This window comes from uncultured Leptotrichia sp., assembly GCF_938036635.1.
Classification (GTDB): domain Bacteria; phylum Fusobacteriota; class Fusobacteriia; order Fusobacteriales; family Leptotrichiaceae; genus Leptotrichia; species Leptotrichia hongkongensis.
Window position 1 is genome coordinate 1 of sequence record NZ_CALHQO010000505.1, and the last position, 7,599, is coordinate 7,599.

Consider the following 7,599-nt stretch of genomic DNA (forward strand, 5'->3'; position numbering starts at 1 on the left):
TAAGTATGAGAAAAAATACAAAAGAATAGTATTTACATTTTTTCAAAAATTATGCTATAATAATACAAATCACTAAAAAAGCGGATTACAGAAGTTTATGAAATTAAATTATTATAACAGTCGAAGGAGATGAGTATTATGAATTTTGTTTACATTTCACCACAATTTCCAAAAACTAACTGTGAATTTTGCGATAGATTAAAACAAAATGGAGTAAATGTATTAGGGATTGCAGATATAGAGTATGATCAATTGGATCAAAAATTAAAGGACAGTTTAACAGAATACTATAAAGTTTCTAACCTTGAAAATTATGATGAAGTTTTAAGGGCAGTGGCTTTTTTTACGCATAAATATGGGAAAATTGACTGGCTTGAGTCTAATAATGAATACTGGCTTGTACAGGATTCAAGACTTCGTTCAGATTTTAATATTACAACTGGAATAAAGTCTGATAAAATTGCAAATATAAAAGAAAAATCTAAAATGAAAAAGGCATACAAAAAGGGAGAAATACCAGCTGCGGACTTTTCATTAGTTGCAACACTTGTAAAAGCAAAGAAATTTATTGATAAAGCAGGATATCCAGTAGTTGTTAAGCCTGATAATGGTGTCGGTGCGAGCGATACTCGTAAAATTAATAATGAGAAAGAATTGAAGGAATTTTTTGAAACTCGTAATGAAAATGTAAAATATATTATGGAAGAATATGTTGACGGAGATTTAGTATCTTATGACGCAGTTATTGATTCCAACGGAAATCCTATTTTTGAAACAGGAATTGTTGAGCCTGCTGTTATGGATATTGTAAATGAAAAACTAGATGTATTTTATTATGTAGAAAAGGAAATGCCTGAAAAATTGCTGGATGCAGGAAGACGAGCTGTGAAAGGCTTTGGAGTAAAAAGTAGATTTGTGCATCTGGAATTTTTTAAACTAAATAAAGATAAAAAAGGACTTGGTAAAAAAGGGGATTATGTAGGACTAGAAGCAAATATGCGTCCTGCAGGCGGATATACACCTGATATGTACAATTACGCCAACAATACTGATGTTTATCAAATCTGGGCTGATATGATTGCATTTGATAAAATCGAAAAGGCTAAATTAAATAAAGATATAGAAAAAAACTACTGTGTTTATGCAAGTCGTCGTGATAATAGAAATTATATTCATTCTCACGATGAAATTAAACAGAAATATGGAAATGCAATTGTGATGGATGAAAGAATGCCGGATATTTTTTCAGGAGCAATGGGAAATTATATGTATACAGCAAAATTTAAAACAAAAGAGAAAATGGAAGAATTTATAGATTTTGTACACAAAAAAATAGAAGAATAAAAATAAATAAAATCACAAGGAGAAAGAATGCAAATAGAATATAAAAAAGAATATAGCTATCATCTTGGTCGGGAAGTGGAATATAAGAGATATGGACACGCTGGGAAGCCGATACTGGTATTTCCTTCACAAGATGGAGATTGTAACCAGTATGAAGAATTTGGGATGGTAGATGTGCTATCAGACTACATTGAACAAGGAAGGTTGCAATTATTCTGTGTAGGAAGTATTGACAAGGAAAGCTGGTCAGATCTCAATGGAAATCCAAGATACAGAATAGAAATGCAGGAAAAATGGTATAATTTTATTGCAAATGAATTTGTGCCTAGAATACAGGATATCTCTTGGAGAAGTGATATTATTGTTACAGGATGTAGCATGGGAGGAGCACATGCAGGAATTTTATTTTTCCGTAGGCCTGAATTATTTGAAACGTTAATTTCGCTAAGTGGAATGTTTGATGCTTCAATGTTTTTTGGAGATTATAAAGATGATTTGGTTTATAATAACTCTGTTGTTGACTTTCTGAAAAATATGCCATGGAACCATCCTTATTTAGATATATATAGAAAGAGAAATATTATTATATGTATTGGACAAGGAGCATGGGAAGAAGAATTACTGCCAAGTAACAGAGAACTGGCTCATATTCTTTATGAAAAGCAAGTTCCAGCATGGACGGATTTCTGGGGACACGATGTGGCTCATGACTGGTATTGGTGGAAATTGCAGATAAGATATTTTATGGAACATTTAGATATTTAAGCATAATTATTTGATTTTAATAACAAATAGAAAGCACTGAAATTTATTAATGAAATTGATTTTTTTATTTTTTTTGATAAGTTTCGTGCTTTTAAATTTGTATAAGTATTAAATAAAAACGAAAAAATAAAGAAAGGAAGAGGTGTTTATTTATATGTTAAAAAAATTATTTTCTCGTCTAGGGGAATATAAAAGAAGTGCGTTAATTTCGCCAATATTTATTGGAATAGAAGTTATTTTTGAAATGCTTATTCCAACACTTATGGCTGTAATTATTGACAGTGGACTGAATGGAAATGATGGTAAGGGAGATATGAAGTTTATTGTTATAATGGGACTTGCAACGTTTGGAGTGGCGATGTTGTCGTTGTTATGTGGAATACAGGCTAGTAAATATGCTTCTTATGCTTCGGCTGGATTTGCTAAAAACTTGAGAAAAGATTTATTTTCTAAAATACAGTCCTTTTCATTCACTAACATTGATAAATTTTCTACAGCTGGACTGATTACAAGATTTACGACAGATGTTAATAACATTCAGAATTCATTTCAAATGTTAATCAGAGGATTTGTAAGGGCTCCACTTATGATGTGCGTAGCAATATTTATGTCATTTATGATAAGTCCGAAGTTGTCAATGATATTCATTGTTGCAGTTTTGTTTTTAGGAAGTTTTTTAGTCTTTGTTATTTTTAAGGTACATCCGATTTTTACAGCTGCAATTAAAAAGTATGATGACATAAATTCCAGTCTTCAGGAAAATATTAATGGTATTCGTGTTGTAAAAGCGTATATTCGTGAAAAATATGAAACTAATAAATTTAAGAAGGCTACTGAAAATTTGAAAAATATGTTATTAAAAGGGGAAAGAATTATAATATTTGTATCTCCTGTAATGCAGATAACAGTATTTGGGTGTATTTTACTGCTTTCATGGTTTGGAGCAAAGATGATTGTTGTAAATGAGCTGACGACAGGACAGCTTACAAGCCTTTTTGCTTATACAACCAATATTCTTATGAGTCTTCTTATGCTTGCAATGATGCTTGTAAATATTGTGTTTTCAAGGGCATCTGGAGATAGAATTGTGATGGTTCTAGATGAAGAGCCAAGTATTAAAAATCCTGAAAATGGGATAACAGAGGTGAAAGATGGTTCAATAGTGTTTAAAAACGTGGATTTCAGTTACAGTAATAATCCTGATGTGCTGAATTTGACAAAAATAAATCTGGAAATAAAGTCTGGAGAAACTATTGGAATTATCGGAGGAACTGGAAGTGCAAAATCAGCTCTTGTTCAATTGATTCCAAGACTATACGATGTTCTGGATGGGGAACTTTTGGTTGGCGGAGTAAATGTAAAGGATTATGATATAAATACGCTTAGAGACAATGTAGCGATGGTTCTTCAAAAAAATGTGCTGTTTTCAGGAACTATAAAGGATAATTTACGTTGGGGAAATGAAAATGCAACCGATGAGGAAATGGAACATGCCTGTAAATTGGCACAAGCTGATGAATTCATTCAGAAATTTCCACAAAAATATGATACCCGTATTGAACGTGGCGGAGCAAATGTATCTGGAGGTCAAAGACAAAGACTTTGTATAGCTAGAGCCTTGCTAAAATCTCCCAAAATATTAATTTTAGATGATTCTACAAGTGCAGTTGACACAAAGACAGACAAACTAATAAGAGAAGCATTTAAAAATGAATTACCGCACATTACAAAAATTATTATCGGACAAAGAGTATCATCAATAAAAGATTCTGATAAGATATTAGTTCTGGAAGACGGAGTTATAACAGCAGCAGGGACACACGATGAATTGCTAAAAACAAGCAAGGTATATCGTGAAGTTTATGAATCCCAGACAGAAGGGAGTGACAAATAATGAATAAAAATAAAAAAGCTGAAAATTCGCAATCACGAAATCAGATAAAAGGATTAATTAGATTATTGGGATACATGTTTAAGCATTATAAAATACAGACGCTATTTGTTATTGTATTTATTTGTTTGAGTTCATTTGGAATGGTTATTGGAACAATGTATTCAAAAGAATTGATTGATGGAATCATTATTCCTAACATTGGTAAAAATAATCCTAACTTTATCAAAGAGCTTGTGAGCCTAATTTTAAAAATGGCGGTTGTATATGGTACATCAGTAATTTGTACATATATTTATGAAATATTTATGATTTACGCTGCACAGGGAACATTAAAAAAATTAAGAGATGATGTATTTATACATATGGAGTCGCTTCCCATAAAATATTTTGATACAAATGCACATGGAGATATAATGAGTGTTTATTCAAGTGATATTGACGCTTTAAGAAATATGATGGCTGAAAGTTTGTCACAGGTAATATCTTCAATTATTACAATTGTAAGTGTTCTTATTTCAATGTTTATATTAAATATTCCACTAGCAATTTTCGTAGTAATAATGATTATTATTATGATTATTACAACAAAAACTATTTCTTCAAAAAGTTCAAGAAACTATACTGCTCAACAAAGAAATATCGGGATTGTTAATGGATATGTGGAAGAAATGATAGAAGGATTGAAAGTTGTAAAAGTATTTTCGTACGAGAAAAAGGCTGATGAACGTTTTAATAAGCTGAATACTGCACTATTTAACAGAGCGAACAATGCTATGAAATTTGCAAATATTTTAGGTCCTGCTGTAGGGAATCTTGGAAATATAAACTTTGTACTTACAGCAGTTCTTGGCTCAATAATTGTGTTTAATAATATTGCAGGCTTTACAATCGGTGGACTTGTATCGTTCTTGCAGTTTATAAAAGTAATAAACCAGCCTGTTTCACAAATTGCACAGCAATTAACATCAGTAATATTGGCATCGGCTGGAGCCCAAAGGGTATTTAACCTGCTAGATCAGACACCTGAACAAGATAACGGCTATGTAACTCTTGTAAACGCAAATATTGATGAAAATGGAAACATTACAGAAACTGAGAAGCACACAGGTGCATGGGCTTGGAAATATCCACATTCTGACGGAACGATTTCTTATGAAAGACTAATGGGAGATGTTGTTTTTGAAGATGTAACATTTGGATACAATGATGAAAAGACAATACTTCATAATATCAATCTTTATGCAAAGCCAGGAGAAAAAATTGCCTTTGTTGGTGCAACAGGTGCTGGAAAAACTACAATTACAAATTTAATTAACAGATTTTACGATATTAATTCTGGAAAAATCCGATATGATGGCATTAACATTGAAAAAATAAAAAAACAGGATTTAAGAGAATCGCTTGGAATTGTATTACAGGACACACACTTATTTTCTGGAACAGTTGCCGACAACATTAGATATGGAAAACTTGATGCAACAGATGAAGAAGTGTATGCTGCTGCAAAACTTGCCAACGCTGACCATTTTATAAAACACCTGCCACAAGGCTATGACACTTATTTAAGCGGTGACGGTTCCAGCCTTTCACAAGGGCAACGGCAATTATTGTCAATAGCAAGAGCAGCAATCGCTGATCCACCAGTCTTAATTCTGGATGAAGCAACTTCAAGCATTGATACAAGAACAGAAAAAATCGTGCAGGAAGGAATGGATAAGTTGATGGTGGGAAGAACAGTCTTTGTAATCGCCCACAGACTTTCAACTATCAAAAATTCCGATGTAATAATGGTACTTGATCAAGGAAGAATTATCGAGCGTGGAAATCACGATGAATTGATTGCACAAAAAGGAACTTATTATCAGCTTTATACAGGTGGATTTGAAAATCAGTAAATTAAAATATTTGTGTAAAAAATAAAGAGTGGATTAAGTGCCACTCTTTTTAATTTATTGTAAAAAATTAAAATCTTAATAATGTCCTCTACAAGAAATTATCCATAAAACTCCATTTTCGTCAATGGCATAGACAAGCCTGTTAGTTTCGTCAATTCTTCGACTAAATCCTTTTCTATATTTTAAAGCTTCAGGTTTACCTATTCCATTCAATGCTCCATTTCTTTCAATATCTTTTATGAGTTCGTTAATTCTTTTTAAAGTTTTTTTATCTTGAGATTGCCAATATAAATAATCTGCCCAGCCATCATCAGTCCATAATTTATTCATCGTCAACCTCTATTAAATCATGAACTTGTCCTTTTCCACTTTTCATCTGAGAAAACCCTCTATCTATTTTTGCAAGATATTCAGCATTTTGGACTGCTTTCAAAAATTGATTATATTTTTCAAGATTTATTAAAACTACATTTTCTTCATTTTTTCTTGTTACAATTACATCTTCATTTTCTTTCACTGCTTTATCACAATAACTTTTTAAATTATTTCTCATTGTTGAAAAACTTACAGCTAACATATTTATCACTCCTTTATAGTTTTTGTACAATTTATTATAGTTCTTTTTGTACAAAATGTCAATTAAAAAATAAAATAAGAAATTGACAATTATGGTAAAATATACTAAAATATTGTTGTAAAACATTTAAAAGAGGAGGGATACAGATGTATGCAATTGCATTTGATTTAAAAATTGATGATTTGAAAAAGAATTATGGTGATCCATATAATAGGGCTTACGATGAAATTCGACAGGAATTGGAGATACTAGGTTTTGAATGTACACAGGGCAGTTTATATGTGAATAGTACTGAAAAAAACACTTTAGCTGAAGTTTATAAAGCCATAACAAAACTAAAATCTATCGAATGGTTTAAAAATTCTGTAAGGGATATTAGAGCTTTTAAAGTTGAAGATTGGAGTGATTTTACAGCTATCGTGAAAGAATAATTATTTTATAGTGGTTGTTTCAGAAATGGAACAGCCTTTATTTTAAGAAAGGATATTTTTAAAATCGAAAACTTATGAAGAATACAATTATGACAGTAATAAAAATTTCTATTATTTTATTTGTTTTTTTATTTTGCTTTATTCAATATCTCATAATAAAAGAATATATAACTGATAGAAAATCCGTAAATGAAAATAAAAAAGTAGATTATGTAATAATACTTGGAGCAAGAGTAAAAGGAGAAAATCCGACTAAATCACTTATGGAAAGAATAAAGGCTGCAACCGAATATTTAAAAAAAAATCCAGAAACTAAGGTTATTGCGACTGGTGGACAAGGGAAAAATGAAGGTGTTGCTGAAGGATTGGCGATAAAAAGGGAACTTTTGAAAAATGGAATTAGTGAGGATAGAATTGTTTTGGAAGACAAATCTAAGAATACTGTTGAAAATTTTAAGTTTAGTCTTGAGAAGATAAAAAATATTGAAAATAGTAAAAATATTTTAAACAATAATGAAAAAAATCAAAAAATAAAAGTATTGATTGCAACGAATGATTATCATATTTTCCGTTCTAAAAATATTGCTAGAAAAGTTGGATTTGACAATGAAAATTATGAAATTTACGGACTTCCAGCGAAAACACCGCTTATTTCCATACCAAAATCATATTTTAGGGAATTTTTGTCAAATG

At 30.9% G+C, this 7,599-nt stretch carries 8 protein-coding genes; 6 read left to right on the plus strand and 2 right to left on the minus strand.

The window, feature by feature from the left end; genetic code table 11:
• Window positions 1–138 precede the first annotated feature (138 nt).
• The 4 genes from Q0370_RS10160 to Q0370_RS10175 all read left to right on the plus strand — a co-directional run bounded on the left by Q0370_RS10160 (window position 139) and on the right by Q0370_RS10175 (window position 5,898).
• The gene (locus tag Q0370_RS10160) at window positions 139–1,344 is read left to right on the plus strand and encodes an ATP-grasp domain-containing protein (RefSeq protein WP_299575316.1); all 1,206 of its coding nucleotides are present in this window, start codon (window positions 139–141) and stop codon (window positions 1,342–1,344) included.
• Between the two features lie 27 nt (window positions 1,345–1,371).
• Entirely contained in the window at window positions 1,372–2,109 is a 738-nt protein-coding gene (locus Q0370_RS10165) for an alpha/beta hydrolase-fold protein (protein ID WP_299575318.1), read from the plus strand.
• 154 nt (window positions 2,110–2,263) lie between these two features.
• On the plus strand, window positions 2,264–4,003 hold the full coding sequence (locus tag Q0370_RS10170; protein WP_299575320.1) for an ABC transporter ATP-binding protein: 1,740 nt from the start codon (window positions 2,264–2,266) through the stop codon (window positions 4,001–4,003).
• The gene (locus Q0370_RS10175) at window positions 4,003–5,898 is read left to right on the plus strand and encodes an ABC transporter ATP-binding protein (RefSeq protein ID WP_299575350.1); all 1,896 of its coding nucleotides are present in this window, start codon (window positions 4,003–4,005) and stop codon (window positions 5,896–5,898) included. Before Q0370_RS10170 ends, Q0370_RS10175 begins: the two co-directional genes overlap by 1 nt.
• Before the next feature lie 75 nt (window positions 5,899–5,973).
• On the opposite strand, the gene Q0370_RS10180 is transcribed toward Q0370_RS10175, so the two are convergent.
• The gene (locus Q0370_RS10180) at window positions 5,974–6,228 is read right to left on the minus strand and encodes a Txe/YoeB family addiction module toxin (protein WP_071124928.1); all 255 of its coding nucleotides are present in this window, start codon (window positions 6,226–6,228) and stop codon (window positions 5,974–5,976) included.
• Window positions 6,221–6,475 (minus strand): type II toxin-antitoxin system Phd/YefM family antitoxin, encoded by a 255-nt coding sequence (locus tag Q0370_RS10185; RefSeq protein WP_178936481.1) that lies wholly within the window; start codon window positions 6,473–6,475, stop codon window positions 6,221–6,223. The genes Q0370_RS10180 and Q0370_RS10185 overlap by 8 nt, the downstream gene beginning before the upstream one ends.
• A 146-nt stretch (window positions 6,476–6,621) precedes the next feature.
• Between Q0370_RS10185 and Q0370_RS10190 the strand changes: the two genes are divergently transcribed.
• Both Q0370_RS10190 and Q0370_RS10195 read left to right on the plus strand, forming a co-directional pair.
• Complete coding sequence (locus tag Q0370_RS10190; RefSeq protein WP_299575353.1) at window positions 6,622–6,906, plus strand: virulence associated protein VapD; 285 nt, start codon at window positions 6,622–6,624, stop codon at window positions 6,904–6,906.
• A gap of 74 nt (window positions 6,907–6,980) precedes the next feature.
• On the plus strand, window positions 6,981–7,599 hold a 619-nt coding region (locus Q0370_RS10195), incomplete at its 3' end, for a YdcF family protein (RefSeq protein ID WP_299575355.1).